Here is a 25,319-nt window from a genome sequence, read left to right on the forward strand (position 1 = left end):
CCGCGGCTCGGGCTCCGCATCACTGTGCCGCTCCGCAAAGCCCGCACCCCGCCGACGCCCCCACTCCCCGGCCGCCCCCGCCACCATCACGCAAGCCGCAGCGCCCGGCAAGGCGTCCGGCTCTGGTTGTCGAAGCACTCGGCGAGATCGTCATGCGCCCCGATGTGCGAGGATCGAACCCATGGGTACGTCAGGTGAGCAGGGAAGCCGGCGGGTCGGCAGGCCGCGGGTCGCCCAGCGGCCGGACAGCGGTCTGGAGCCGCGTGCCGAACTCCTCGCGGCCGCCGCCGAGTTGTTCACCACCCGGGGCTACGCCGCCACCACGACCCGTGCGGTCGCCGAGCGCGCGGGGATGCGGCAGGCGTCGATGTACCACTACGTCTCCGGCAAGGAGGAACTCCTCGCCGAACTCCTGGAATCCACGGTCACGCCCTCGCTCGCGTACGCCCGTGAACTCCTGTCCGACGACGCCACCCCGGCCGAGGGCCGGCTGTGGGAGCTGTGCCGCGCGGACGTGGACCTGCTGTGCGGCGGCCCGCACAACCTCGGCGGGCTGTACCTGCTGCCCGAGGTGCGCGCCGAACGCTTCGCCGGCTTCCATGCCGTGCGCGCCGAACTCAAGAACGCCTACCGCCAGTTGATCGCCGCCACGGCCGCGGGCGGCACACTCACCAAGAGCGAGCTGGACCTGCGTACGGATCTGGTGTTCGGCCTGATCGAGGGCGTCATCCTCGTCCACCGCTCCGATCCGGAGCGTCCGGTGTCGGTGTTCGCCGAGGCCACGGCGGACGCGGCGCTGCGGATCGCGGGGATCTGAACAACCGGCCCAACGGGCTCTGGGCTCCTGGCGGGACCCCCCGGAATCCGATCTTTCACCCGTCACGGTGAGTAGCTTTCGCACGCCCGTACGCCGTGACCCACCGTGTGCGATTGCAAGCTGAGCGTATAAATGGAGCCGAGCGTACTCCTGTTACAGACCCCATTTCAGGTGCTTGCTGAATATGACACGGCGATGATCCGGTCGGACTAAGCTCGCCCGCAGCGCACCGAGTTGAGGCGTATTCGTGCGCTTGTTCCCAAACGTGCAGAAGATTCCGACATACCCATGACGTACCCCGCTGCAAGCTCCCCCTACACCCACCCGATTCGTTTCAGAGGGCCCACATGGTGAGCGTTCAATCCCCGCCCCGACGCCGTGAACTCCCGTACGCGCGCGTGCTGTTGCTGCCCGCCATAGTGATGGCCGCGGCAACCGGAGCCGCCGTCGCCGTGGTGGCGGAACCGGCCCGGACGGCCGTCGGCGTGTGCGGTGCCGTGGCCCTGCTGCTGGTGCTGGCATCAGCGGCCGAAGCGGCGCGCCGCGGCCGCGCCCTGCGGGACGTGCGGGCCGAGCACGCCCGTCACACCGCGTATCTGGAACGGCGTATCGCCGCCCACGACGAGGAGATGGCCCGCCTCGCCACGGAGATCACGCCCGCCGCGATCCACCGGCTGCGCTGTGGCGCTTCACCCTATGAGGTGATGCGCGACCTCGCCGAGATCGACCCGACCTACGCCCATCTCCCCCCGGCGCAGCTCGCGTTGGTGCAGCAGATGCTCGACATCGTCGACCACGAGGAAGCCCTGCGCGACTCCGCCCAGCGCTCGTTCGTCGACATCGCCCGCCGCGTCCAGGCGATCGTCCACCAACAGGCCGTGGAACTCCGGGAGATGGAGGAGGACCACGGCCGCAACCCCGAGGTCTTCGACGACCTGCTGCGCATCGACCACGGCACCATGCTGATCGGCCGCCTCGCCGACTCCATCTCCGTGCTCGGCGGCGGCCGCCCCGGACGCCAGTGGCCCGAACCCGTCCCGCTGTACAGCGTGCTGCGCGGCGCCATGTCCCGGATCCTGGAGTACCGGCGCATCAGCCTGGACTCCATCGCCAAGGTCAACATCGCCGGCATCTCCGTCGAGCCGATCATCCACGCCGCCGCCGAACTCCTCGACAACGCCACGCGCTACTCGCCGCCGCAGACCAAGGTGCACGTCACCGCCACCGAGGTGCAGACCGGTGTCGCGATCGAGATCGAGGACGCCGGAGTCAGCCTCAGCGAGGAGGCCCGCGCCCGGGTCGAGGGCATGCTCGAACGCGCCAAGCAGGGCACCGACCTCCAGGACCTCGGCGAATCCCCGCGCCTCGGCCTGGCCGTCGTCGGCCGCCTCTGCACGGCCTACAACATGCAGGTCTCGCTGCGGTCCTCCGCGTACGGCGGCGTCCGCGCCGTCCTCGTGGTGCCGCGCGACATGATGACCACCGACCCCGCACCGGGACTCGCCCACGGCATCGGCGCCGGGTCGGCGCCCAAGGCCGACCACCCCGATGTGCTCGAAGGCCCCAAGCGCGCCCCCAAGAAGCGGCGCCCCACCAGCCCGAAGATCGCCGCCGCGGCCTCCCTGGAGGACGACGTCCCCGTCGTCACGGAATGGACCGCCAACGGCCTGCCCCAGCGCCGCAGCCGGGTCAAGACCCCGCTCAGCAAGCGGATCGCCGAGCAGGCGGCCATCGAGCAGGCCGAACGGGAAGGCCGGCCGACCATCTGGTCGACGCGCAAGTCCGAGCCCGAGCCGGAGCCGGCGGAGGACGACTCCGTCCCCGGAGCCTGGGTCGAGGCGTTCTGGAACGGACTCAAGGACAAGCCAGACCCGCTCACACTCAAACCGCGAACCCAACCGGCCCGCCCCGAGGCCGAGGACGAGGGGGACCTCAAGTGATCCAGCAGCGCGCCAACTTCGACTGGATGCTCAAGGAGCTCCACGACGGCGTACCGGGCATCCAGATGATCGTGGTGCTCTCCGCCGACGGACTGCGCATCGCGCGCTACGGCGGTGAACCGGACACCGCCGACCGCGTCGCCGCGGCCTGCGCCGGCCTGCAGAGCCTGGCGAGCGCCGTCGCCTCGGAGATCCCGAAGAGCGACGGCAAGATGAAGATGGTCCTCATCGAGATCAACGGCGGCTACTTCTACCTGATGGCCGCCGGCGCCAACGCCTACCTCGCCGTCCTCTCCGACACGTTCGCCGAGCCGGGCCGGATGAGCAACCGCATGTCCGACCTCGTCGCCCGGATCGGTGCCCATCTCACCAGTCCGCCCCGGCGCAACGGGCAGACCGTATGACTCCTCCGCAACGCCAGCGGCGACATCCCAAGGAACAACCGCCTCCACCGCTACCCAAGCCCGGCAACGAGAAGAAGAACCCGGAACGGCTCTTCGTGGTGGCCGGCCCGGACGGCGGCGAGCGCGACGCGGACCTCGACCTCGTCACCTTAATCGTGGCGCGCGCCGACCCCCCGCCCTCCGCCACGCCGGAACAGTCGGCGCTGCTCCGGCTCTGTACCGCCCCTCTGTCCGTGGCCGAACTCTCGGCCTATCTCAACCTGCCGTTCAGCATGATGACGGTCCTGCTCACCGACATGCTGACGGCCGGGCTGGTGACGGCGCGCGCCCCGATCGTGCGTCAGGCCGTCGCAGACCGTTCAATTCTCGAAGCGGTGATGCATGGACTTCAAAGGCTCTGACATGCTCCCCGGTCCACGGACCGAGGACCAGCTGCCGCACACGGCTGAGGCCGCTGTCAAGATCGTGATCGTGGGCGGCTTCGGCGTCGGCAAGACGACCATGGTCGGCTCGGTCAGCGAGATCAGGCCGCTGACCACCGAAGAGACCATGACGCAGGCCGGCATCGGCGTCGACGACAACTACGGCTCGGACACCAAGACGGCCACCACGGTCGCGATGGACTTCGGCCGCATCAGCATCACGGAACAGCTCGTGCTGTACCTCTTCGGCACCCCCGGCCAGGAACGCTTCTGGTTCCTGTGGAACGGGCTGTTCGAGGGCGCGCTGGGCGCGGTCGTGCTGGTCGACACCCGCCGACTCGAGGTCAGCTTCGACGTCATAGGGCGACTGGAGGAGTGCGGCGTGCCCTTCGTGGTGGCCGTCAACACCTTCCCGGACGCGCCCCGTTACGCCGTTTCCGAACTCCGCACGGCACTCGACCTGCCCGAGGAGATCCCGATCATGGAGTGCGACGTGCGGCGGCGGGCTTCCAGCCGGGATGTCCTGATGACTCTGATGCACTTCTTGCATCGCCTGGCTACGGCTAAGGCGCCCGCGTGAGCCAGGTACCGGTCGAGGGGTACGGCCGTCCCAACCGGTCTTTGAGCCGTACGGCGGCCTCCGTCCCCGAGCCGTGGGCCGTCCCACTCCGTCCCCGAGTCGTACGCCTGCTCACGTCCCATGAGCTGCATACGCGTTACCTGAGCCGCACGGTCCCGCGCACGACCTCCCCGGTTCCCGGTTTCCCCGAACCGCCCGAACCGGGGACCCAACCCATCACCTCTTGTACACCGGAATCACTTCAGCTTCGGAGCGACCATCGTGACGCCTGAACCTCTCTCCCCGACCGGTACGGACGAGCCCGTGGCCACCCCGCCCCCCGGCTGCCCCGCACACGGCATCGGCCCCGGCGGGCTGCGCCGGCTCTACGGCCCCGACGCGGAGGACCTGGGAGCCGTGTACGAGAAGCTGCGGGCCGAGTACGGCCCTGTGGCTCCCGCTCTATTGCACGATGATGTGCCGATCTGGGTGGTGCTCGGCCACAGCGAGAACATGCACATGGTGCGCACGCCTTCGCAGTACTCCCGTGACACCCGGTTGTGGACCTCGATGCAGGACGGCACCGTCAAGCCCGATCACCCGCTCATGCCGCACGTCGCCTGGCAGCCCATCTGCTGCCACGCCGAAGGCGACGAGCACCTGCGGCTGCGAGGCGCGGTCACCGGCGCCATGTCGACCATCGACCACCGGGGCATCCGCCGCTACATCAACCGCGCGACCCAGGACCTCGTCAACAAGTTCTGTGAGGAGGGCAGGGCCGACCTGGTCAGCCAGTTCGCCGAGCGCCTGCCGGCGATGGTGATGTGCGAGATCCTCGGCATGCCCGAGGAGTACAACGACCGGATGGTGCAGGCCGCCCGTGACCTGCCCAAGGGCACCGAGACTGCCATCGCCAGCAACGCGTACATCATGGACGTCCTGATGCGTCTTACCGCCCGCCGCCGGGCCGAACCCAAGGACGACTTCACCAGCCACCTGATCAACCACCCGGCTCGCCTCAGTGACGAGGAGGTCGGCCAGCACCTGCGCGTCGTCCTGATCGTCTCGTACGAGAGCACCGCCAACCTCCTCGCCAACGTGCTGCGGGTGGTGCTCACCGACCCGCGGTTCCGCGCCCAGCTCAGCGGCGGTGAGATGACGGTGCCCCAGGCGGTTGAGCAGTCCCTGTGGGACGAGCCGCCGTTCAGCACCATCCTTGGCTACTTCGCCAAACAGGAGACCGAGCTGGGCGGCCAGCGCATCCGCAAGGGCGACGGCCTCATTTTGGGCATGGCGCCGGGCAACGTCGACCCGCGCGTCCGTCCCGACCTCAAGGCCAACATGCAGGGCAACCGCTCCCACCTCGCCTTCAGCGGTGGTCCCCACGAGTGCCCGGGCCAGGACATCGGCCGTGCCATCGCCGATGTCGGCGTCGACGCGCTGCTGACCCGTCTTCCCGACGTCGAGCTCGCCTGCGAGGAGCACGAGTTGCGCTGGCGGGGGTCCATCTCGAACCGGCACCTGGTGGAACTGCCGGTGAAGTTCGCGCCCAAGCCCCAGCAGGACGTTATGGCGCGACCCGCGCACCCGGTGGCGGCACAACGTCCCAGCAACGCTCCGTTCAGCACACCAGAGCTGCAGACGGCGGTTCCGGAGCCGGCCGCTGCGGCCACCGCTCCGACGCCGCCGCGCGAACCGGCGGGCCGGCTTGGCGTGTTCCGGCGCCTCCTGCGCTGGTGGCGCGGCGACTGAGCCCACCGGGCGCTGTTGGCTACCCGGCCCACTCGTCGTACGACGACCAGGCCCGCAGATCACGCGGGCTGACGAAGCGGTGCTCGCACCCCGTGACCGGATCGGTGAACTCCAGCACGCGCGCCAGTAGTTGGAGCGGACGCCGGAAGTCACCGGCCGCCACGGGGTCGCTCACCACTGGGTAGAGGGGGTCGCCGAGGATCGGCAGCCCCAAGGCGCTCATGTGCACCCGTAGCTGGTGCGTCTGCCCGGTACGCGGTGACAGCCGGTACCGGGCACGCCCGGCCCGGTGTTCCAGCAGCTCGATGCGGGTGACGGCGTTGGGCTCGCCCTCGATCTCGCGGGCCGCCACCACTCCGCGCTCCTTGACGATCCGGCTGCGCACGGTGCGCGGCAGCCCGACTGCGGGGTCGTACGGGGCCACCGCCTCGTACTCCTTCGCAATCCGTCTGTCGCGGAACAGCGTCTGGTACGCGCCGCGCTCCTCCGGTCGCACCGTGAACAGCACCAGCCCGGCCGTCAGCCGGTCCAGCCTGTGCGCCGCGCTCAGCGTCGGGACGCCCAGCTCCCGCCGCAGGCGTGCCAGGGCCGTCTCGGCGACATGGCTGCCTCGCGGGGTGGTGGCCAGGAAATGCGGCTTGTCGGCAATCACCACGTGCTCGTCCCGGTAGAGGACGTCGACCGTGAACGGCACCTGCTCCTCGTCGGGCAGCTCTCGGTGGAACCACACGAACATCCCCGGCACGTACGCCATGTCCCGGGGCACCGGACGCCCGGCGGCGTTCACGATCCGTCCCGCGTCCAGCATCTGGTCGATCACCCCGGCCCCGGCCGCGAGCCGGGCCACGAGATGGTCCCGCACGGTCGCCCAAGCGTCCCCGGCGGGCAACCGCACTCGCACCGGGTCCACCCCGTCGCGTTGCGGCAGAGGAGAGGGCGGGGGTGGAGTACGGCGTCTCATCACAGTCAAGTTTACGAGGGAGGAACTGACAGCGAGGAGACGAGGCAGTACTCCCGGAGTGGTGCGGTCAGGAAGTCAGCCCGGAAGAAACTGGATCTTGGCGTTGAGAAGGGCATGGGCGCAGTGTCGCTTCGGCGAGGCGTTCAGGGGCGCGAGGTGCTGAGGTGCGCGCGTCCCGCGGGAGTATGTTGTGCGGTCTTCTTCGGGGGCGCACTTCGTAAATCAGTGCGCAGATGCGCGCGCCTCCCTCCATGCGCTTGTGGCTGGCACAGTCGTAGAGCTCGTCCGGGTCGTACAAGCGGCCTTGGAGTGGCGTGTTCGTCCTGATGGGCCGGGCGCGTGGGGGTGATGTCTGTGTACCAGAGGCCGGCTGTGGGACAGGCGTTGTCGGCGTTGTGCGCTCAAGCGGCGGTGAAGACGCTGTCTGCGGAGCGGCCTGTCGAACTGGCAGTCGAGATCAGCGAGTTTCTGATGGCCAATGGGCGTGCCGTGCGCGGTCATCTGGCCCGGACCCTGCGCGTGGTCGATCAGACTTTCGCCCTGCACCGGTGCTTCGACGGGCCCAAGGATGCTCGGATCTTCAACTGGCGCCGGTGCCCGACCTGCTGGTCGCGGTCAGCCCCCTTGAGTGCAGGCGGGCCTTCCCGACCCGCGCGCCTACGTGGGCCCACACGGGCTTGCCGGAGAGCTGATGGCCATGAGCGGCGGCTACCGCGGCCCATCCCTGTGCCAACCTGTTGCGTGACTGCAGGTGGCGTGGGATGCGCGCTCCCGTCCTCGCGGTCAGCGAGGAGGTGCTGGGCTTCTGGAAGGCCACGTCTTCCCCGAAACCCGGCATCAAAGGTGCCGGGTTCGTGACCACGCACTGAAGGCCATCCTGGTCTTCGAGAAGACGTACGGCGCGAAGTGACTCAAAGCCGGCAAGAGGACTTACCCGCCGAGCGCTGGATCCACCTGCGTACTACGAGCCCCATAGGGGCGAATCTCGCCACGGCACAGCCTGTACACGAAGGTGATCAAAGCGCTGGCAGTAGCCGCCGTGCACGTATCCCATCTCGGTGAACCCCCGAGACTCACGCAGACTGAACTCGCCCATGACCAAGGAGACTTCGGCGGCTGGACCATCAACTGGCCCGCCACTTTGGCCGAGACCCACCCCTACACATCGGAGCGACGTCGCGCTTACCGTCAACACAGGTACACAGTCAAGCCCTTGACCGGCAAGGGGTAATCCGGCTTTCGGAACCCGCTCTGAGGGTTCTCTGGGAGATGATGGTGAATACCGCACATGACCTGTGGGATGCGAGGGGCGCAGGCCTTGTAACCCGTGAGACTGATGCTCTGCTGTCCAGCGTGCACACGGTCGTCAACGATGACCGACCGGCTCGGGACGGAACAGCAACCTATCTGGTTCGTAAGCCCGAGTACCGGCCGTACATCGACACGAAAGTGCCGTCTGACGACGACGGGCTCCGAATGGCTGCATGTGGCCTGCAGATAGCCCGCTCACCGCAGATGCAGGCTGCCCTTCAAGCCAGCCCGGCGGGCGTCACACTACGCCGGGTCACCGCGCGGCAGGCCACCCTCTGGGCCCCGGACGCGACACACGCCGCGCGGCAGATGGCGCGGCTGGGCGAAGCGTCTCCCCGCAAGGGCAATGAAGCGAAACGGCTGTGGGCGGAGTACCTCAGGCGCAACCCGGACTCGGCCGATCTCGTCATGACCATGCGAGAGTACCTTGGCGCTGTCTTCTCCTGGACATTCCAACGAGGTACTGGCATCCAGCTCCGGGACTTGTTCGGATCGATGCTCACCTTCACGCTGGCCGCGGACTTCGTGGGCGCGGCCGACGGGTCCGGCGTGGACAAGGAGCGTCCCTATCTCGTGGCGGCCAGCGAAGGGTATGCCTGTCTCTCGGGGAAGGCTGCCAATCGCATGGCGCGGGAGATGGCTCTGGGGGCCGGTCTCACGTTCGTGAAAAACACATTTCGATCCGCCGCCGAAGAAGCAACAAGCACCAGCGATGACCAAGCCCCGGTCACGCCGGCTCAGTTTGCCGTGGCCCGCTGGTGGGAGGGATTCTTCCCTCCACTGTTGCGCGTGACCTTCGGGACCAGCCCCTACCGGCACCTCACCGACGACGCTGGCACGTATGTCCCCGCCCTGGAATGCCAGGCCATCGCTCGCGTACTGGGCAACGTCCTGCGCTACAACGATGTCATCGACGCCATACCGGACTACGTCAACCACGAGACCGTCAACGAGTTCCTGCTTGCCCTCGCCCACGGCTCCACCGGGAGCACACTCGGGTTCGCCGACGCCCTCGCCGAGGCGACTGACGCTGCCCTCGCCTGTGACTGCGGACAGCCCGGTCACGAGGAAGCAGCCGAGCACACCATGGGCTTCACCTTGTTCTACCTCCTCGTCCCCCGCTACAACGCCCGCAGGCAACTCGTAGCGCTGACCGGTGCCGGGGGCGACATACGCCGCGCATTCACCCCGCCTCGCCCTGGCGAACGGCTGCGCTCCACCCAGTACAAGCTCGACTCCGGCATCGCTCTGCACACCCCTGACTGGCAGCCCCAATGGCAGCCCGGGACACGCACCATCGAGGAAACAGCCTTCAGGATCGCCCGGCGCGCCCTCATCGGATCGACGAGCATCTCATGCATCAAGGCAGCCACCGATGTTCTTTCCCGCTGTGACCGCGCCGACAGCACCGACTCGCTCAACTGCCTTGCTGAAGGCTGGCAACGCCTGTTCGACACCGCACTCGCCACCAACGGCATCGGCAACCTCACGTATGCGGCACCGCTGCGTGATCTCATTGGCCGCATTTGGCGACACACCATTCTCGATGCCCGAACAGACCAGGACGCGGCGCTGTTCATCGACACCGACATCGCCATCCGCAACACCTTCCGCCTCCCCGCCGATCACGGACTGCGGCTGCGCCGCGCCTTCTTCGGCGTCACCACCAGCGCCGTCGAGCACTCCGGCTTCAACCCCTACCAGCGTCTGGCCAACGGCATCAGCGTTCTTTGCGGATCAGGATCAAACGGAACAGGACATGCGGCTGACCTGGCCCTCGACACGCCATGCTCCATGGCGGCGACCCACTCCTGACGCCATGCCACTCAGCGGCCTCGCTCAACACCGTTTCGCAACCGCCCACTCAGCTGAATGCGTGACTCCAGCGACCTGCCTCATTTCACCAGCCTCGGAGTGATCATGAAGGACTTGCGCTCGATCCCCGCAGCCTCCAACGCACTTCCTCTGGCAGGTCATCTGGTGCAACTGCTACGTGACCCGCTGGCGCTCCTCAACTCACTACACGTCTACGGAAAGCTGGTCCGCATGCGCGTGGGCCCCCTCACCGTGGTCGTTATCTGTGATCCGGAGCTCACCCGTCAAGCCTTGATCGACGACCGCGTCTTCGACAAGGGCGGCCCGTTTTTCGATCGAGTACGCGAAGTGGTAGGGGACGATCTCGCCAGCTGCCCGCACAGCTCGCACCGCCGACTGCGACGACTGGCCCAGCCGGCGTTTCATCCCGCTCGGCTCCCTGGCTACGCACACGCCATGACTTCCTGCATCGACGGCGTGACCGGTTCCTGGCGTGAGGGGCAGGCCATCGATGTGCGCGCCGAGATGATGACGATCACCTCGAAGGTGACGACCGCCACGCTGTTCTCCGACATGCTGCCCCCAGCCCGGCTCGGCCAACTCCTCGACGACGTCACAGCCATCTTCGACGGCGTCTACCGGCGTATGCTCCTCATCCCCCCGCTGGACCGGCTCCCCACCCCAGGTAACCGCGCCTACTTGCGGGCCCGCACCCGCCTGCACGACACCTGCGACCAGATCATCGCGCAGCGTCGCGCCGACGGCACCGACCACGGCGACCTGCTCTCGGCTCTGATCGCGGCCCGCGACCCCGAAGACGTCGGCCGTGGCATGACCGACGCAGAAATCAGCGACACGATCCTTACCTTCTTCCTGGCCGGGACGGAAACCACAGCCAGCGTCCTGGCCTGGGCGCTGGACCTGCTCGCCCGACACCCCGAGATCGAGCAGCGGCTCCACGCCGAGGTCGACACCGTCCTGGGCGGCGCCCCTGCCACTCACGCCGACCTGCCCCACCTTGAACTGACCGGGCGCATCATCACCGAAACCCTTCGGCTGCGCCCACCGCTCTGGTTGCTCACCCGCATGGTCACCGCCGACACCCACCTGGGCGGGTACCGACTGCCGGCCGGCACCACCGTCGCCTACAGCCCCTACCTCATCCACCACAGGCCCGACCTCTACGACCAGCCCGAAGCCTTCGACCCCGACCGCTGGGACCCAAAACGCCCCCAACCGCCACGCCACGCCCTCATCTCGTTTGCCGCCGGCCCCCGCAAGTGCATGGGCGACACCTTCGCCATGATCGAAGCCACCCTCGCCCTCGCCACCATCACTGCACGATGGCGCCTGGAACACCTGCCCGGCCAGCAGGTCCGACCCGTTATGGGCGCGGTATTGAGGCCCAGTGAACTACGGATGCGGGCGACGCCTCGCACCGCGACGCACACACCCGCCGCACACTCCTCCCAGCACACCCCTTAGAACCCCGAGCAAGCGCACGGGCCAATGGCTCACCACCGGGGACACCACGGCGGTCGCCACCGAGGCCGCACTGGGCAGGCCGACACCGCCGAGGAGGTGACCGCAGGGGGCATCAGGTGGATTTTGCGGGCGCTGTCACCGGTGACTCTTCCGAAGCAATGTCATCCCGGTGCGCCCTCACCACACGATACAGAAGGCCGAACAGCAGCGTGGCAAGCAAAAACAGGGCGGTGAACCACTGGAACCACCAATGCCCACCCGCCGGGTCATACACCGCCGCCCGCGGCCACGCGAGGTTCACGGTCATAGCCAGCCCATACAACAGGGCGAGCGCGTTGACCAGAACCCCCCAGCGACCCAGAGAGAACAGGCGGGCGCCCGTCTCGTCCGTGCCGTCGGCGGGGAAGTGGCCGCGCAGGCGGGCCACCAGCAGGGGGCCGGTCACCATCGCGTACGCCAGGTACAGCATCACGATGCAGGTCGTGCCGATGGCGAGGAACGCCTCAGGTGAGGCGAAGTTGAGCAGCAGCAGGGCTGCCGCCAGAGCGCCGACGACCACTGCGGGTGCGCCGGGCATGCCCGTGCGCGGGTTGACCTGGGCGAGGCGGTGGGAGAACGGCAGTTGGCCGTCGCGGGCCATCGAGAACAGCATCCGGCAGGCCGCCGTCTGGATGGCGAGGGTGGCCACGACGATGGCCACGACCACGTCCGCCAGCAGGGCCCGGCCCACGCCGTCGCCCAGGCTGCTCGTCAGGACGTAGCTCAGGCCGTCCACCGCCAGCCGGCCGTCCGTGAGGCTGGGTGCGGCGAGCAGGCCGCCGAGGACCAGCAGGCCGCCGAGCAGGCCCGCGGTGCCCAGCGCGGTGAGGATCGTGCGGGGTGCGGTGCGGCGCGGGTGGTGGGTCTCCTCGCTCATCTCGCCCGCGCTGTCGAAGCCGATCATCACGTACGCCGCCGTGAACGAGCCGATCAGCAGCGCGCCCAACAGGCCGGATTCGGCGGCGCCTTCGGTGTGGAAGGTGATGCCGGGGGAGCGTTCGGAGTGGGTCAGCAGCAGGGCGATGATCAGGATCGCGCCGATGATCTCGGCGGTGACGCCGACGCGGTTGACCAGCGACAGCACCCGGTTGTCCAGGAGGTTCACGACCGTGGTGAGGGCGAGCAGGATCACGCCGAGCAGGGCCGCGTTGGCCGCGCCGTCCGCCGAGGTCGGTGCGGGGTCGGTGCCGATCAGCTGGAAGCCGGACCACAGCGCCGGCAGCACCATCTGCAGCGCCAGCGCGGCCGCCGCGACCACCACGATCTGCCCGATCACCATGATCCAGCCGGCGAACCAGCCGAAGGTGATGTTCGACAGGCGTGACGACCATTGGTAGATCGCGCCCGAGATCGGGTAGCGCGCGGCCAGTTCCGCGAAGCACGCCGCCACCAGCAGCTGACCGACGAGCACCGCGGGCCAGGCCCAGAAGAAGACGGGGCCGCCGAACGCGTACCCGAAGGCGAAGAACTGGAAGACAGTTGTCAGGACGGAGATGAAGGAGAAACCCGCCGCGAACGAGGCGTACCGGCCGAGGCTGCGGTGCAGTTCCTGGCGGTAGCCGAACGCGGCGAGGGCGCGTGCGTCGGGGTCGTGCGGCGGGTCGGGACGGGTGTCGGCGGGGGCGGTGCTCGTCATGGCGGCAACCTGCTTTCGCACAGCGGCGCGAGAGTTCCTGTCGGGCGACAGAAATTAGGGAGGGGCTGTTTCGTTCGCATGACGTGCTCATGTCTGAGGCGGGCCCAAGTTCTCACGGTGGATGCCGCGGACCTCTTGTGGCAACCCTCAAGACGCGATACATCGTGTCCATTCCTCGGCTCCATGGCGCCGCCTCAGAAGCCCGGCTGCGTGCGGCGCATCACTGACTTCAACCCGCTCAACTGGGCTGTGGTCGCAGGCCGTTCCTCGGCGTTGTCAGAGCACCCTGAATGGGGTGACCTCAATCCTCCGGGGGCGGGCTGCCGGTATTGGCGGCCGCGGCTGTGTGGCTGTCGATCCGGACGCTCCGGTCCTACCGGCGGTCGGTGTGAGCGTCCGGGCACGCCGAAGGGCGGCGCCTTCGAAAAGGTGCCGCCCCCTGGATGTTCATGTGAAGAGCTATGCGGCCGAAGCCGCCCCCTCCTGCTCCGCCTCGATCCGCGCGTTCCAGTCACGCTTGGAGGCCTGCCAGCCGTCCTCGTTGTGGCCGAGCCGCCAGTAGCCGGAGATCGACAGGTCCTCGCGGGGCACACCGCGCTCGACCCGCAGCAGCTGGCGCAGCTCCTTCACGAAGTGCGCCTCGCCGTGCACGAACGCGTGCACCCGGCCCTCGGGGAACTCCAGCGCGCGCACGGCCTCGACGAGCGCCTCGCCGACGGGACGGGAGCCGCGGTGCAGCCAGACGACCTCCACATCGGAGTCGATCTTCTGCTCCTCCTCGGGGCCGGAGACCTCCACGAAGGCGTACGCCGTGGCGCCGTCGGGCAGCGACTCCAGGGAGCGGGCGATGGCGGGCAGCGCGCTCTCGTCACCGGCGAGCAGATGCCAGTCGGCGTCGGGGGCGGGGGCGTAGGCGCCGCCGGGGCCCATGAAGCGCACGCTCTCGCCGGGCCGGGTGCGCATCGCCCAGGGGCCGGCCAGGCCCTCGTCGCCGTGGAGCACGAAGTCCAACGTCAGCTCACGGTGCTCGGGGTCCCAGGCCCGCACCGTGTAGGTCCGCGTCACCGGCCACTGCTCGCGCGGCAGCTCCTCGCGGATGCGCTCCAGGTCGAAGGGCTCGGGGTAGCTCACGCCCTCGGGGGAGAACAGGATCTTCACATAGTGGTCCGTGCAGGTGTCCGCCGTGAAGTCGGCGAGCCCCTCACCGCCCAGCACCACCCGCTGCATGTGCGGGGTCAGCCGTTCGGTACGGATGACCTGCGCGGAGTGGGGCTTCCGCGGCTTGCGGGCAGGGCGTAGTGCCATCACTGGCCTCCCTCGTTCCAAGCTTAGGTTTACCTAAGTTAGCACCTCCGCCCGGCGAATGCCGTAATGACTCGTTCATGAAGGGGCGCATGTCGCACACACAAGGAACGAATGCCCCGCGCGAAGAACGCCATTCACCCGGCTCCGACGCCCTTCACGCCCCTACCGTCCCTCTGCCTCGTCCCGCCCGCCGTTCCTCCGCCCTCGTCCTCGTCCCCCCCCCGCCGTCCCCCTGCCCCGCCCTCGTCCGCGCCCGCTGTCCCTCCGCCCCACCCCCGTCACGACCCCAGCGTCACCAGCAGCCGCTGCAGCGAGCCGCCCAGCCCCCACCGCATCGCCAGCTCGTCCAGCCGCGCCGAGTCCCGGGGTGCACGCGGCAGCGCCGTGTCCACGTCCGGCAGCGGTACGTCGTCCGCGACCCGCACCACGGTCGGCGCGACGGCGACGTAGGGCCGCGCCTCGTCCAGCCGCTTGCGCTGCGACGGCGTGAGCTTCGCCTTGGGGTCGTCGACCGCCGCCATGACCCCGGCCAGGTCCCCGAACTCGGCCAGCAGCTTCGCGGCCGTCTTCTCCCCGATCCCGGGCACGCCGGGCAGCCCGTCGCTCGGGTCGCCGCGCAGCAGCGCCAGATCCGCGTAACCGCGGCCGTCGACACCGTACTTCTCGCGCAGCCACGCCTCGTCGGTGAGCTGGAGCGTGCCGACGCCCTTGAGCGGGTACAGCACCCGAACCCCGCGCGCGTCGTCCACCAGCTGGTACAGGTCCCGGTCGCCGGTGACGATGTCGACCGGGCCCTTCGCCCGCGCGGTGAACGTGCCGATCACGTCGTCCGCCTCGTACCCCTCGACCCCCACGCGCGCGATGCCGAGCGCGTCGAGGACGGCCTCGATGACCGGCACCTGCGGCGACAGGGTGTCGGGCACCTCCTCCTCGTCCGGCCCGGTCTCGTGCTCCTCGGCGACCCGGTGCGCCTTGTAGGAGGGGATCAGCTCGACCCGCCACTGCGGCCGCCAGTCGGCGTCCATGCAGGCCACCAGCTGGTCCGGGTGGTGGTCCTTGACCAGGCGGTCGATGAAGTCGAGGAGCCCGCGCACGGCGTTCACCGGCGTGCCGTCCGGGGCCTTCACGGAGTCCGGGACGCCGAAGTAGGCGCGGAAGTAGAGCGAGGCGGTGTCGAGGAGCATCAGTCGTCCGGTCACGCCACGCATCATGCCGTACGGCACTGACAGCGGCCGTGCGCTGCGGCCGCGAACAGCTGCCCTGCCGTGCGCTCCACCGAGCCCGTCGTGCCCGAGCCTCGTCGTGCGCTCGACCCGAGCCCCGCCGTGCGCTCGACCCGAGCCCTGTCGTGCCCTCGACCCGAGCCCCGTCGTGCGCTCCAGCGGAGCCCCGCCGTGCCCGAGCCTCGTCATGCGCTCCACCCAAGCCCCGCCGTGCCCCATCGTGCACTCCACCCGCGCAACGGGTTGCGCCCTGCGCCATTTATGTGGCCTGGACCACTTGTGCGTTTGTGCCCGGAGAACCCGGGCAGGCGCGGCCTCGGAGTGACGCTGCTTGCGCATTCAACTGCCTTGGCCGACTGCCCTGGCCGTCGTCGCTCCGTTCATCTGCCGTCGAGACAAGAGGTACCCGTGTCATCCAGGCTTGAGGCCGAACATCTCTACAAGGTGTTCGGCAGACGACCGGACGAGGCCGTCGCGCGGCTCCGCCAGGGAGCCGACCGTGAGGAGCTGCGCGCCGACGGCACCACCGCCGCCGTGATCGACGCCTCCTTCACCGTGGACCCGGGCCAGATCTTCGTCGTCATGGGCCTGTCCGGATCCGGCAAGTCCACCCTGCTGCGCATGCTCAACGGGCTCCTGGAGCCGACCGCGGGCCACGTCCGCTTCGACGGCCAGGACCTGACCGCGATCGGCGACCGTGAGCTGCGCGAGGTCCGCGCCAAGAAGATCAGCATGGTGTTCCAGCACTTCGCGCTCTTCCCGCACCGCAGCGTCCTGGAGAACGCCGCCTACGGCCTCGCCGTCCAGGGCGTGCCCCGCGCCGAGCGCGAGAGGCGCGCTGCCGAGGCGCTGGAGCTTTGCGGTCTGGCCGGCTGGGAGAAGTCCTGGCCCGACGAGCTGTCCGGCGGCATGCAGCAGCGCGTGGGCCTCGCCCGCGCCCTCGCCACCGATGCCGACCTGCTCCTCATGGACGAGTCCTTCAGCGCGCTCGACCCGCTGATCCGCCGCGACATGCAGGACCAGCTGCTCGAACTGCAGCGCACCTTGAAGAAGACGATCGTCTTCATCACCCATGACCTGAACGAGGCCATGCGTCTCGGCGACCGCATCGCGGTCATGCGCGACGGCCGTATCGTCCAGACGGGCACGGCGGAGGACATCCTGCTGCGCCCGGCGAACGACTACGTCGCCTCCTTCATCCAGGACGTCGACCGCTCCCGCGTGCTGACCGCGGGCGCGCTCATGGACACCTCGGTCACCGCCGACGCCCCGCTGTGCGCCTGCGAGACCGCGAGCCCCGAGACGCCGTTCACGGAGCTGTGCGCGATCAGCGCCCGGCTGTCCCACCGCGTCTCGGTCGTCGACGAGGGCAACCGGGTCGTCGGCGTGGTGCCGCGGCAGCGGCTCGTCGGCTTCCTCGGCGACGAGACGGCCGATCCCGCGCCCTGCGACAACCCGGACGGGAAGGTGATCGCCCATGCCTAGGCTGCCTCTCGGTGACTGGGTCGACTCCGGTGTGGACTGGCTCGTCGACCACATGGGCTGGCTCTTCGACGCGATCAAGGCGGTCGTGGAGGGCATGTACGACGGCGTCAACGCCGTCCTCACCGCCCCCGAACCGCTGCTCCTCGCGGGCATCCTCGCCGTGCTGGCCTGGTGGCTGCGCGGCCTGGTCGGCGGCGTCCTCGCCTTCGCCGGGTTCGCGCTGATCGACTCGCTGGACCTGTGGGAACAGGCCATGTCGACGCTGGCCCTGGTACTCGTCGCGACCGTCATCGCGCTGGTGATCTCGGTCCCGCTGGGCATCTGGGCGGCCCGCTCAAAGACGGTCTCCGCGGCCCTGCGGCCCGTCCTGGACCTGCTGCAGACGATGCCGTCGATGGTCCTGCTCATCCCGGCCATGCTCTTCTTCGGCCTGGGCACCGCCGCCGGCGTCGTCGCCACCCTGATCTTCGCGCTCGCCCCGGGCGTCCGCATGACCGAGCTCGGCATCCGCCAGGTCGACGCGGAGCTGGTCGAGGCCGCCGAGGCCTTCGGCACCAGGCCCCGGGACACCCTGCTGCGCGTCCAGCTGCCGCTCGCCCTGCCGACGATCATGGCGGGCATCAACCAGGTCATCATGCTGAGCCTGTCGATGGTCGTCATCGCAGGCATGGTCGGCACCGGCGGCCTCGGCGGCGCGGTCAACCAGGCCATCGGCCAGCTCGACATCGGCTTCGGCTTCGAGGCGGGCGTCGGCATCGTTGTCCTCGCCATCTACCTGGACCGCATCACCGGCGCGCTCGGCGCGCAGATCTCCCCGCTCGGCCGCCGGGCCGCCGCCAAGGCCCGCGCCGCGGGCGGCATCAAGGTCTGGCACTACCGGCCGCGCCCTGTCGTCGCGATCGCCGGCGTGGCCGTCCTGGCCCTCGTCGCGGGCGGCCTGAGCACCTTCGGCCCCTCCTCCGGCACCGCCGAGGCCTCCGCCTCGAACGTCGGCAAGGGCAAGGAGATCAAGATCGGCTACATCCCGTGGGACGAGGGCATCGCGTCCACGTACCTGTGGAAGGAGCTGCTGGAGCGCCGCGGCTTCAAGGTCACGACCACCCAGTACGCCGCGGGCCCCCTGTACACCGGTGTCGCCACCGGCCAGCTCGACTTCCAGACGGACGCCTGGCTGCCCACCACGCACGCCGAGTACTGGAAGAAGTACGGAAAGCAGCTCGACGACCTCGGCTCCTGGTACGGCCCCACCTCCCTGGAGCTCACCGTCCCGTCGTACATGAAGGACGTGAACTCCCTGGAGGACCTCAAGAGCAAGGCCTCCGAGTTCAAGGGCAGGATCATCGGCATCGAGCCGAGCGCCGGAATGATGGGGCTGCTCAAGGACAAGGTCCTCAAGGAGTACGGCCTTCAGGGCACGTACGACGTCGTGGACGGCTCGACGCCCGCGATGCTGGCCGAGCTCAAGCGGGCGTACGCCAAGAAGGAGCCGGTCGTCGTCACGCTCTGGTCGCCGCACTGGGCGTACAGCGACTACGACCTGAAGAAGCTCAAGGATCCGAAGGGCGCCTGGGGCAAGGGCGACGGCGTGCACACCCTCGCCCGCAAGGGCTTCGCCGCCGACAACCCCCAGGTCGGCGAGTGGCTGAAGAACTTCTCGATGACCGAGAAGCAGCTCACCGGCCTGGAGTCGAAGATCACGAAGGCAGGCAAGGGCAAGGAGCAGGACGCCGTCCGCACCTGGCTGGGGCAGAACCCGGGCCTGCTGGACAAGTGGGCTCCGGTCGCCGGATCGGAGCAGAAGGACCAGGCGGCCGGGTGACCTGACGGACCCGGACGCCGCCCGAGGGGTGGGTCGCGCCGTACGTTTTCCCCTCACGTACGGCCGGCCCACCCCTAGTGGTATCCCCGCACGGCCGCCTACGAAAAGGATCCGGCCAACCACGTAGCGCTACCCCACCACCCGAGCCCGGCCGGGCCAACTCCCCGCCCACAGCAGGGATTTGACGCCCGGGCGCGCGGCTGTCGTCGTCTTCTGGCCAGGCCGGCAGCCCGAGGGGGCAGAGGAACACGGACGACCGCCGGAGCATTGAACGGAACAACAGCTCTCTTGTGCTGAGCGGGAGTCAGGGGTGGTATAGGGGTGCCCGGCGCTTCGGGCGCGCCCACCCGCTGGCGCGAACCCATGGGTCGTACTCCCCCCGATGTGTCGTCGATGTGACGGGCGCATGAAACGGTTTGCCGAACATGCGTAGGGTGCAAGGAACCCGACAGAAGGTGTGCGCCCGGCAGGGGCGCAAGGACAGCGGACCGACGAGCGAAGGAGGGAGCCGGAGCGATGGGTGACCACAAGGATCAGCCCCTTCGAGTGGGCGCGGCCGTGCGGCGGCGGCGTCGTGCTCTGGACCTCACCCTCGCCGTGGTGGCCGAGCGCAGCGGCCTGTCGGTGCCCTTCCTCAGCCAGGTCGAGAACGACCGGGCACGCCCCAGCAGGAGCTCCCTCGAAAAGGTCGCCGACGCCTTGCGTACCACCGCCGTCGAGCTCCTCGCCGCCGCCGACCCGGCGTGCAGCGTCGACGTCGTACGGGCCGACACCACCGAACTGGCGCCGGAGCCACGGGCCCGGTCCCTGGTGCGCGGTCACCACCAGATGCACGCCTCGGAGTTCACCGGCGACCATGACGCGGGCCGTGAATTCCAGTACCGCAACGACCAGTTGATGTATGTCGCGGACGGCGCCGTCGAGATCGAGGCGGAGGGCCGCGCCTACCGGCTGGGCCGCGGCGACACCCTGTACCTCACCGGCGGGGTGCGCCACCGCTGGCGGGCGACCGTGCCGGACACGCGCGTGATCGTCGTCGCGGTGGCGGAGCACATCGAGGCGGTCCGGGACCGGCCGGGGCGCTGATGCGCGTCGTCTCCCTGGTGCCGTCCCTCACGGAGGCCGTGGCCGTCTCGGCCCCCGGTGTTCTCGTGGGCGCCACGGACTGGTGCAGCCACCCCGCCGGCCTCGGCGTCACCCGTGTCGGCGGCACGAAGAACCCGAAGGTCGAGAAGATCCTCGCCCTTGCCCCCGACCTGGTGGTCGCCAACGAGGAGGAGAACCGCGCCCCCGACCTCGCCGCCCTCCGCGCGGCCGGCATCGAGGTCCTGGTGACCGAGGTGCGGAGCGTCCCGCAGGCCTTCCGCGAGCTGGCCCGTGTGCTGGACGCCTGCGGGGCCACGGCACGCCCGCGGTGGCTGGACGAGGCGGAGCAGGCATGGTCGTCCCTTGCGCCCCCCGAGCGCCGTACGACAGCCGTGGTCCCGATCTGGCGGCGCCCCTGGATGGTGCTGGGCCGCGACACCTTCGCGGGCGACGTCCTGGCCCGCCTCGGCGTGGACCACCTGTACGCGACGCACCCGGACCGCTATCCCCGCATCCCCCTGGACGACCTGCGGGCAGCGGCCCCCGACGTCGTCGTCCTCCCCGACGAGCCGTACCGCTTCACGGCCGACGACGGCCCGGAGGCGTTCCCCGGACTGCCCTGCGCCCTGGTCAGCGGACGGCACCTGACGTGGTACGGCCCGTCACTGGCCGAGGCGCCACGGGTGCTGACCGAGGCGCTGCGAGCAGCGCACCGCTGACGACGCCACGCGCCGTGCACGCGGCGGCGACGGCCCACGCCGCGACGAGGACGACGTACAGCCCGACCGCCAGCCCGTCGAACACGACGAGCCCGGTGTGCCGGGCCAGTGCCTCGGCGCCGGTGACACAGGTGCCGACCGGGAAGGTGAACGCCCACCACGTCATCGCGAATCCCATGCCGTGCCGCCGGGCCCGCAGGACGTGGGCGGTGGCGAGCGCGAACCACAGCAGCGCGAAGCCCATGACCGGTACGCCGTACAGGACGGCGAGGATGCCGAAACCCTCGCTGTACGGGCCCGGGACCACGCCCGGAGCGACGTCCGCGAAGATGCCGACGGCGGTGGTGGACTGCCCGAGCGGACCCAGCACCAGGAACAGGCTCGGGGTGAGGGCGAGTGGCAGCGGCCCGCCGGTGACGATCCGGGCGAAGACCAGCGGCAGCATCAGCAGGGTGGCGAGCAGGCTGAGCCCGAACAGGGCGACGCAGGCGAGGAGCAGCGTCTCCCGGGCCTGCCCGGCCGGCAGATGAGGCACCAGCAGCGGCCCGAGCGCTGCGGACACCATGGGCGCGACCAGCGGCAGCAGCCACACGGGCGTGGCCTGCGACGGCTCGATCCGATGGCGTACGGCCATGAGGTACGGGACGGCGACGGCGGCCGCCAGCCCGACGACCGAACCGGCGGTGAACAGCACGGCGTCGAGCGCGACCGCCGCCCCGGTCCCGATCCAGTCCCGGCCGACCGTCAGGGCACCGCCGCCGACGGCCGACAGAGCCATGGCCAGGCAGCCGTAGAAGGGCGCCGTGGCCGGGTCGAGGAGGTGGGCGCGGGCCTGGTCGCGATGGTGGGTCCAGTGCAGGGCCCGGGCGGCGAGCAGGGCGACGAGGAGAACGAGGGAGAGCGCCCAGACGGCCGTGCAGGCGGTACGCAGGCCGGGGAGCCGGACCGGCAGTGCTGCCCCGGCGGTGGCGACGGCGACGGTGCCCATGACGGTGGCGTACCAGTTGGGTCCGAGGTGACGGACGGCGAACCAGTGGGGCCCGGGGTGACGGACGGCGGTGACCATGCGCTCAGGGTTGCCGCGGCTGTCGTCCCCCACCAGGGACTTTGCCTCTATGGGCACATAAACTGGGCTTATGGCAGAGGCGGTGGAGGGGCAGTTTCGCGCGGGATCGCTGGCACATCGCGTGCCCGATCTCGGCGCGCTGGAGCTGTTGCTGGCGGTGGCGCGGCTCGGCAGTCTCGGTGGGGCGGCGCGGGAACTCGGCATCACGCAGCCGGCGGCGAGCAGCCGGATCCGCTCGATGGAACGCCAGTTGGGTGTCGCGCTGGTGGACCGGTCACCGAGGGGCTCCCGGCTCACGGACGCCGGGGCGCTGGTGACGGACTGGGCGCGGCGCATCGTGGAGGCCGCGGAGGCGTTCGACGCGGGGGCGCAGGCGCTCAGGGACCGGCGTGACTCGCGGTTGCGGGTGGCGGCGAGCATGACCATCGCGGAATATCTGCTGCCGGGGTGGCTGCTCGCCCTGCGGGCCCAGCGGCCCGACACCGCGGTGTCGCTGCTCGCAGGGAACTCCGCGGCCGTCGCGGAACGGCTGCTGGCGGACGAGGCGGACCTCGGGTTCGTGGAGGGGCTGACCGTCCCGACGGGGCTGGACTCTGTGGTCATCGCCCACGACAACCTGATCGTGGTGACCGCGCCGGGTCACGCCTGGGCGCGCCGTCGGCGCTCGCTGGAGGCGTCGGAGCTCGCCGCGACGCCGCTGATCCTGCGCGAGAAGGGCTCCGGCACGCGGCAGGTCCTCGACGCGGCCCTGGGCGGCCTGGCCCGCCCCCTCATCGAGCTGTCCTCGACGACGGCGGTGAAGGCGGCCGTGGTGAGCGGGGCGGGGCCGGCGGTGCTGAGCGAGCTGGCCGTCGGCGAGGAACTGTCGATGCGTCGCCTGGTGAGCGTGCCGGTGGCGGACGTGTCCCTGGCGCGGGACCTGCGGGCGGTGTGGCCGACGGGCCACCGCCCGGTGGGACCGGCACGGGATCTGCTGTCGCTGACGCGGGGGTAACTCCTCGCCCCCGCCGTCCCTACCCGTCCCGTCCCTGGGGGCTGCCGCCCCCAGACCCCCGCTTCGGCCCTCAAGGGGCCTCGTCCTCAAACGCCGGACGGGCTGGGTAAGTCAGCCCCTCCGGCGTTTGAGGAGCGGGGGTCCAGGGGGCAGAGCCCCCTGGCGGGGTCGAAGGGGCGGAGCCCCTGGAGGATGGGACGGGTAGGGGGCGGCGGGGGCGAAATCCCCTGTCAGCCACCGGCCGCACGGACCAAGGCCCGCATGACCCGCAGATCCTCCCCCATCTCCGGATGCCACTGCACGCCCAACACCCAGGGCGCAGACGGAAGTTCGACCGCCTCCACCGTCCCGTCCTCCGCGTACGCCGACGCCACCAGCCCCGTACCCAGACGATCGACCGCCTGGTGGTGATACGTCGGCACCGACGTCTCCTCCGGCACCACACCGGCGTACAGACTGCCCGGCACCGGCTTGACGGTGTGGCTGCCGAAGACGCCCACGGCCTCCACGTGCCCGTCGATGTGCTGGACGAGCGTGCCGCCGAGGACGACGTTCAGCAGCTGCATGCCCCGGCAGATGCCCAGCACGGGGACGCCCGCGGCCATCGCCGCGTCGATCAGGGCCAGCTCCCAGGCGTCCCGCTCCCGCGCCGGCGGCCCCGTGCGCGGCTCGCGCTCCGCGCCGTACCGGACCGGCTCGACGTCCGGACCGCCCGCGATGACCAGCCCGTCCAGCCGGGCCACGGCCGCGGCCGCGTGCGCCGGGTCGTCCGGCGGAAGCATCGCGGCCAGGCCGCCCGCCCGCTGCACCAGCCGCGGATAGCCGACCGGCAGCAGCGCCGCGTCCAGCTCCCACACGCCCCAGCGCGCACCGGACTCCAGATAGGTGCTGACACCGATCAACGGCCTGGCCACCACAGAGACTCCTTCACGCTCGATACGTCGGTCTCGATACCTCAGTCCCGTGTCAACTCTGCCTCGGCCGCCGCCAGCGCCGCGAACTCCTCCTCCGGCGCCCTCGCCACCAGACGCTTACGGCTGTACAGGCCGAAGTACCCGATGGCGACGACGTACACCGCGAGCGCGATCAACGCCGCCGTCACGTCCACCAGGAACGTCGCCACCAGCGCCGCGCAGGCCAGCACCAGGGCGATCGAGGAGGTCAGCACCCCGCCCGGCGTACGGTACGGCCGCGGCAGCTCCGGCTCCCGGCGGCGCAGCACGATGTGCGAGAGGGACATCAGGGCGTAGGAGATCGTGGCGCCGAAGACGGCGATGTTCAGCATCCGGGCGCCGTCGCCCGAGACAGCCGCCAGCAGGAAGCCGATCGTGCCGGGCACCAGCAGGCCCAGGTACGGCGCCTTGCGGCGGCTGGTGAGGGACAGGAAGCGGGGCAGGTACCCGGCCCGAGACAGGGCGAACAACTGGCGTGAGCCCGCGTAGATCAGCGAGAAGAACGACGCCACCAGGCCCGCCAGGCCCGCGTAGTTCACGATCCGGCTCAGCGTCGTCGCCTTCCCGTCCGGCTGGAGTGCCTCCACCAGAGGGTTGCCCGCCTCCTGGACCGCGGCCGAACCGCGCGCTCCGGCCGCCGCGAAGAAGGTGACCACCGCCAGCACCACCAGGATGCCCATCGACCAGCGGATCGCCTTCGGCAGCGTGCGGGCCGGCTCCTTGGTCTCCTCGGCGGCCAGCGGCACGCCCTCGACGCCCAGGAAGAACCACATGCCGAACGGGAACGCCGCCCAGATGCCGAGCAGACCGAACGGCAGCCAGGAGCTCGACCCCGCGGCCGACGAGTCGACCGGGATGTCGTCCAGCGAGGAGAAGGAGAAGTCGGGCAGCGCAGCCAGCGCGAACACGATCAGAGCCGCAACCGCGATCCCGGTGACGACGAAGCTGAAGCGCAGCGCCTCGCCCACGCCCCAGAGGTGGATGCCGAGGAAGATCGCGAAGCAGACCAGGTACATCGGCCAGCCGGACTCCAGGCCGAACAGGCCCAGCGACTCGACGTAGTCGCCGATGAAGATGACGATGGCGGCGGGCGCGAGGACGTACTCGATGAGGATCGCCGTGCCGGTCAGGAAGCCGCCCCATGGGCCGAGCGCCCTGCGGGCGAAGCCGTAGCCGCCGCCCGCCGTCGGCAGGATCGAGGACAGCTCGGCGAGGGCGAAGACCATGCAGGCGTACATCGCGCCCATGAGCACCATGGCGATCGCGAGGCCGCCGAAGCCGCCCTCTGCGAGGCCGAAGTTCCAGCCGGAGTAGTCGCCGGAGACGACGTACGCGACGCCGAGACCGGTCAGCAGCACCCAGCCGGCGCTGCCGCGGCGCAGTGTCCTGCGCTCCAGATAGTCGTCCGCCTCCTCGGCGGCGGGTGTGCTGGTGGATTCCAGGGACATGGGCAGACTCCCCACGGAGCGGCGGGCACGGATGTGTTCCGGGCACGGTGGGGTCGACCGGGCTCCGGTTCAATGGAACG

20 protein-coding genes and 1 pseudogene are annotated in these 25,319 nt (G+C 70.0%); 14 read left to right on the forward strand and 7 right to left on the reverse strand.

From position 1 onward, the window contains the following. Nucleotides 1–181 precede the first annotated feature (181 nt). From ACZ7L6_RS36275 to ACZ7L6_RS36300, 6 genes are all read left to right on the forward strand, one after another. A complete protein-coding gene (locus ACZ7L6_RS36275; RefSeq protein ID WP_471931517.1) occupies nucleotides 182–817 on the forward strand; it encodes a TetR/AcrR family transcriptional regulator in 636 nt (211 codons plus the stop codon). 347 nt (nucleotides 818–1,164) lie between these two features. Then, entirely contained in the window at nucleotides 1,165–2,757 is a 1,593-nt protein-coding gene (locus ACZ7L6_RS36280) for a sensor histidine kinase (RefSeq protein ID WP_471931519.1), read from the forward strand. Then, entirely contained in the window at nucleotides 2,754–3,161 is a 408-nt protein-coding gene (locus tag ACZ7L6_RS36285) for a roadblock/LC7 domain-containing protein (RefSeq protein WP_398827159.1), read from the forward strand. Before ACZ7L6_RS36280 ends, ACZ7L6_RS36285 begins: the two co-directional genes overlap by 4 nt. Continuing rightward, nucleotides 3,158–3,562, forward strand: a complete 405-nt coding sequence (locus tag ACZ7L6_RS36290) for a DUF742 domain-containing protein (protein WP_471931521.1) — start codon at nucleotides 3,158–3,160, stop codon at nucleotides 3,560–3,562. The genes ACZ7L6_RS36285 and ACZ7L6_RS36290 overlap by 4 nt, the downstream gene beginning before the upstream one ends. Beyond that, nucleotides 3,543–4,163 (forward strand): GTP-binding protein, encoded by a 621-nt coding sequence (locus ACZ7L6_RS36295; RefSeq protein ID WP_433037964.1) that lies wholly within the window; start codon nucleotides 3,543–3,545, stop codon nucleotides 4,161–4,163. Before ACZ7L6_RS36290 ends, ACZ7L6_RS36295 begins: the two co-directional genes overlap by 20 nt. 261 nt (nucleotides 4,164–4,424) lie before the next feature. After that, nucleotides 4,425–5,894, forward strand: a complete 1,470-nt coding sequence (locus ACZ7L6_RS36300) for a cytochrome P450 (RefSeq protein ID WP_471931524.1) — start codon at nucleotides 4,425–4,427, stop codon at nucleotides 5,892–5,894. 19 nt (nucleotides 5,895–5,913) lie between these two features. Here ACZ7L6_RS36300 and ACZ7L6_RS36305 read toward each other — a convergent pair whose 3' ends face one another. Continuing rightward, a complete protein-coding gene (locus ACZ7L6_RS36305; protein ID WP_471931526.1) occupies nucleotides 5,914–6,855 on the reverse strand; it encodes an RluA family pseudouridine synthase in 942 nt (313 codons plus the stop codon). Nucleotides 6,856–7,203: 348 nt separating this feature from the next. Between ACZ7L6_RS36305 and ACZ7L6_RS36310 the strand changes: the two are divergent. The 3 genes and pseudogenes from ACZ7L6_RS36310 to ACZ7L6_RS36320 form a co-directional block, all read left to right on the forward strand. Then, nucleotides 7,204–7,425: pseudogene (locus tag ACZ7L6_RS36310) on the forward strand (1-deoxy-D-xylulose-5-phosphate synthase N-terminal domain-containing protein); the annotation flags it as partial. Between the two features lie 783 nt (nucleotides 7,426–8,208). Beyond that, complete coding sequence (locus tag ACZ7L6_RS36315; RefSeq protein ID WP_471931528.1) at nucleotides 8,209–9,981, forward strand: hypothetical protein; 1,773 nt, start codon at nucleotides 8,209–8,211, stop codon at nucleotides 9,979–9,981. Between the two features lie 57 nt (nucleotides 9,982–10,038). Further along, complete coding sequence (locus ACZ7L6_RS36320) at nucleotides 10,039–11,466, forward strand: cytochrome P450 (protein WP_471931530.1); 1,428 nt, start codon at nucleotides 10,039–10,041, stop codon at nucleotides 11,464–11,466. A 112-nt stretch (nucleotides 11,467–11,578) separates the two neighbouring features. Here the strand turns inward: ACZ7L6_RS36320 and ACZ7L6_RS36325 are convergent, their stop codons facing one another. From ACZ7L6_RS36325 to ACZ7L6_RS36335, 3 genes are all read right to left on the reverse strand, one after another. Next, entirely contained in the window at nucleotides 11,579–13,141 is a 1,563-nt protein-coding gene (locus ACZ7L6_RS36325; protein ID WP_471931532.1) for an amino acid permease, read from the reverse strand. 459 nt (nucleotides 13,142–13,600) lie between these two features. After that, the gene (locus ACZ7L6_RS36330; RefSeq protein ID WP_471931534.1) at nucleotides 13,601–14,446 is read right to left on the reverse strand and encodes a siderophore-interacting protein; all 846 of its coding nucleotides are present in this window, start codon (nucleotides 14,444–14,446) and stop codon (nucleotides 13,601–13,603) included. Between the two features lie 278 nt (nucleotides 14,447–14,724). Beyond that, nucleotides 14,725–15,654 carry a 5'-3' exonuclease gene (locus ACZ7L6_RS36335; RefSeq protein WP_471931742.1) on the reverse strand — a complete coding sequence of 310 codons (930 nt, stop codon included), beginning with the start codon at nucleotides 15,652–15,654 and terminating at the stop codon, nucleotides 14,725–14,727. Between the two features lie 423 nt (nucleotides 15,655–16,077). On the opposite strand from ACZ7L6_RS36335, the gene ACZ7L6_RS36340 reads away from it, so the two are divergent. The 4 genes from ACZ7L6_RS36340 (at nucleotide 16,078) to ACZ7L6_RS36355 (ending at nucleotide 20,778) form a co-directional block, all read left to right on the forward strand. Next, nucleotides 16,078–17,154, forward strand: coding sequence for a quaternary amine ABC transporter ATP-binding protein (locus ACZ7L6_RS36340; RefSeq protein ID WP_471931536.1), 1,077 nt, complete (start codon nucleotides 16,078–16,080; stop codon nucleotides 17,152–17,154). After that, complete coding sequence (locus ACZ7L6_RS36345) at nucleotides 17,147–18,973, forward strand: ABC transporter permease/substrate binding protein (RefSeq protein ID WP_471931538.1); 1,827 nt, start codon at nucleotides 17,147–17,149, stop codon at nucleotides 18,971–18,973. Before ACZ7L6_RS36340 ends, ACZ7L6_RS36345 begins: the two co-directional genes overlap by 8 nt. A 516-nt stretch (nucleotides 18,974–19,489) precedes the next feature. Beyond that, entirely contained in the window at nucleotides 19,490–20,059 is a 570-nt protein-coding gene (locus ACZ7L6_RS36350; protein WP_471931540.1) for a helix-turn-helix domain-containing protein, read from the forward strand. Beyond that, nucleotides 20,059–20,778, forward strand: coding sequence for a helical backbone metal receptor (locus ACZ7L6_RS36355; protein WP_471931542.1), 720 nt, complete (start codon nucleotides 20,059–20,061; stop codon nucleotides 20,776–20,778). Before ACZ7L6_RS36350 ends, ACZ7L6_RS36355 begins: the two co-directional genes overlap by 1 nt. Here ACZ7L6_RS36355 and ACZ7L6_RS36360 read toward each other — a convergent pair. Continuing rightward, the gene (locus ACZ7L6_RS36360) at nucleotides 20,690–21,844 is read right to left on the reverse strand and encodes a TDT family transporter (RefSeq protein ID WP_471931544.1); all 1,155 of its coding nucleotides are present in this window, start codon (nucleotides 21,842–21,844) and stop codon (nucleotides 20,690–20,692) included. The two genes, ACZ7L6_RS36355 and ACZ7L6_RS36360, sit on opposite strands and share 89 nt — an antisense overlap. 70 nt (nucleotides 21,845–21,914) lie before the next feature. On the opposite strand from ACZ7L6_RS36360, the gene ACZ7L6_RS36365 reads away from it, so the two are divergent. Beyond that, nucleotides 21,915–22,838, forward strand: coding sequence for a LysR family transcriptional regulator (locus tag ACZ7L6_RS36365; protein ID WP_471931546.1), 924 nt, complete (start codon nucleotides 21,915–21,917; stop codon nucleotides 22,836–22,838). Nucleotides 22,839–23,068: 230 nt separating this feature from the next. Here ACZ7L6_RS36365 and ACZ7L6_RS36370 read toward each other — a convergent pair whose 3' ends face one another. After that, nucleotides 23,069–23,755: a gamma-glutamyl-gamma-aminobutyrate hydrolase family protein gene (locus tag ACZ7L6_RS36370; RefSeq protein WP_471931548.1), complete on the reverse strand. Its 687-nt coding sequence runs from the start codon at nucleotides 23,753–23,755 to the stop codon at nucleotides 23,069–23,071. 38 nt (nucleotides 23,756–23,793) lie between these two features. Then, entirely contained in the window at nucleotides 23,794–25,239 is a 1,446-nt protein-coding gene (gene eat, locus ACZ7L6_RS36375) for an ethanolamine permease (RefSeq protein ID WP_471931550.1), read from the reverse strand. Nucleotides 25,240–25,319 lie beyond the last annotated feature (80 nt).

The sequence above is a fragment of the Streptomyces sp. NPDC107522 genome (assembly GCF_055657525.1).

Coding starts and splice junctions, on each gene's coding strand:
- ACZ7L6_RS36275 (WP_471931517.1), top strand. CDS start 182: ATGGGTACGTCAGGTGAGCAGGGAAGCCGGCGGGTCGGCAGGCCGCGG.
- ACZ7L6_RS36280 (WP_471931519.1), top strand. CDS start 1,165: ATGGTGAGCGTTCAATCCCCGCCCCGACGCCGTGAACTCCCGTACGCG.
- ACZ7L6_RS36290 (WP_471931521.1), top strand. CDS start 3,158: ATGACTCCTCCGCAACGCCAGCGGCGACATCCCAAGGAACAACCGCCT.
- ACZ7L6_RS36295 (WP_433037964.1), top strand. CDS start 3,543: ATGGACTTCAAAGGCTCTGACATGCTCCCCGGTCCACGGACCGAGGAC.
- ACZ7L6_RS36305 (WP_471931526.1), bottom strand. CDS start 6,855: ATGAGACGCCGTACTCCACCCCCGCCCTCTCCTCTGCCGCAACGCGAC.
- ACZ7L6_RS36320 (WP_471931530.1), top strand. CDS start 10,039: ATGCGTGACTCCAGCGACCTGCCTCATTTCACCAGCCTCGGAGTGATC.
- ACZ7L6_RS36325 (WP_471931532.1), bottom strand. CDS start 13,141: ATGACGAGCACCGCCCCCGCCGACACCCGTCCCGACCCGCCGCACGAC.
- ACZ7L6_RS36330 (WP_471931534.1), bottom strand. CDS start 14,446: ATGGCACTACGCCCTGCCCGCAAGCCGCGGAAGCCCCACTCCGCGCAG.
- ACZ7L6_RS36335 (WP_471931742.1), bottom strand. CDS start 15,654: ATGCGTGGCGTGACCGGACGACTGATGCTCCTCGACACCGCCTCGCTC.
- ACZ7L6_RS36345 (WP_471931538.1), top strand. CDS start 17,147: ATGCCTAGGCTGCCTCTCGGTGACTGGGTCGACTCCGGTGTGGACTGG.
- ACZ7L6_RS36350 (WP_471931540.1), top strand. CDS start 19,490: ATGGGTGACCACAAGGATCAGCCCCTTCGAGTGGGCGCGGCCGTGCGG.
- ACZ7L6_RS36355 (WP_471931542.1), top strand. CDS start 20,059: ATGCGCGTCGTCTCCCTGGTGCCGTCCCTCACGGAGGCCGTGGCCGTC.
- ACZ7L6_RS36360 (WP_471931544.1), bottom strand. CDS start 21,844: ATGGTCACCGCCGTCCGTCACCCCGGGCCCCACTGGTTCGCCGTCCGT.
- ACZ7L6_RS36365 (WP_471931546.1), top strand. CDS start 21,915: ATGGCAGAGGCGGTGGAGGGGCAGTTTCGCGCGGGATCGCTGGCACAT.
- eat (WP_471931550.1), bottom strand. CDS start 25,239: ATGTCCCTGGAATCCACCAGCACACCCGCCGCCGAGGAGGCGGACGAC.